Consider the following 1,366-nt stretch of genomic DNA (forward strand, 5'->3'; position numbering starts at 1 on the left):
CTGAGTTCGATATTCTATCGGAGTCAGGCCTTTTAGTTTCACTTTTATACGTTTGGTATTGTAGTACTCGATGTATTCTTTAATTTGCTCTATCAGAGCATCTGCGTCTTCAAAGTTTTGGTTGTGATACATCTCGGTTTTGAGTAAAGCAAAAAAGTTTTCAGCAACCGCATTATCCAAGCAGTTACCTTTTCTCGACATGCTTTGCGTTAACCCATTCTCCGCTACCTTTTTCTGATACTGTCGATGACGATATTGCCAACCTTGATCGCTATGTATAATTGGCTTTGAGTTGGGCTTAAGCGTTGATATAGCTTCCGTCAGCATATCCGTGACAAGCGGCAAGCAGGCATTTTTGGCCACTCTATAAGCAACCACTTCCTGAGTAAACAAGTCGACAATGGGAGATAAGTATACTTTCTGCTCTTTGACTTTGAACTCCGTGACATCAGTTACCCACTTTTCATCGGGTTGAGTCGCACTAAAATCTCTTTCAAGCACGTTGGGAGCAGCTTTTCCTGACTCTCCTCGGTATGAACGGTACTTTTTAATCCTGACCGTCGATTTAAGGTTGAGCTGAGCCATAAGCCTTTGAACCGTTTTATGATTAAGCACGAACCCCTGATTTTTTAGTTCCAAGTGAATACGGCGGTAGCCGTATCGTCCCTTATGTTCATGATAAATTGACTTTATCAACCGCAGCTCACGTTCGTAGCTATTTGGGCGCTTGCTCGTTTGAGCCTGATAATAAAAGACACTTTTTGCCAGCTGTAGAGTGTGCAGTAAGTGCTTTAAAGGGTACTTGCCTTTAAGAGTTAGAGCGATGACCGCTTTTTCTTTGTTCGACGGTTTTTTTCCTGCTCCAACTCTTCCAACTTTTTTAGAACGGCATTCTCGGTTCGTAAGTAGACCAACTCCTCTTTTAGCTCCTCAAGCGTCATTTCATTATCAGGCTTAGTGGTACGTTGAGGTTGCTGTTTCATTGAGGGTCTTCCTTTCCGGCGCATTTTGAGTCCTTTGATACCGAGCTCATTAAATCTTTTGAGCCAGACAGAGAGTATCCCAGGGGATGAGAGGTTTAATACAGCGCTAGTGTGCGTGAGAGACCATTCATTCGTCCACATTAAATTCAATGCTTTTCGTTTTGTTTGAGCAGTCGCGGCATGCTTAGTTGGTAAAAATGAATCAGTACCATGGATGGCAAAGACTTGAGCCCAATACCGTATCTGCCTTGAAGAAATTGAATATTGTTTTGCTAAGTAGAGAGATGACGTGCCATCTAAGTATTGCTTAGCAATGATACATTTTAGCTCACGGCTATATTTGGACATAAAAAGACCCCCAATAATTGGTGTCCAACTATTGG

2 protein-coding genes are annotated in these 1,366 nt (G+C 42.2%); both read right to left on the minus strand.

The window, feature by feature from the left end; translation table 11 throughout:
* A partial coding sequence (locus tag MSG38_RS23925) for an IS3 family transposase (RefSeq protein WP_248402791.1) occupies positions 1–825 on the minus strand: 825 nt, incomplete at its 3' end.
* Complete coding sequence (locus MSG38_RS24050) at positions 816–1,331, minus strand: helix-turn-helix domain-containing protein (RefSeq protein ID WP_050622410.1); 516 nt, start codon at positions 1,329–1,331, stop codon at positions 816–818. The genes MSG38_RS24050 and MSG38_RS23925, both read right to left, overlap by 10 nt.
* Between the last annotated feature and the right edge of the window lie 35 nt (positions 1,332–1,366).

Source organism: Vibrio sp. 1CM24A, from assembly GCF_023161725.1.
GTDB lineage: Bacteria > Pseudomonadota > Gammaproteobacteria > Enterobacterales > Vibrionaceae > Vibrio > Vibrio coralliirubri.

Excerpts from the sequence above, each read along its gene's own strand:
- MSG38_RS24050 (WP_050622410.1), bottom strand. The coding sequence starts at position 1,331 with ATGTCCAAATATAGCCGTGAGCTAAAATGTATCATTGCTAAGCAATAC.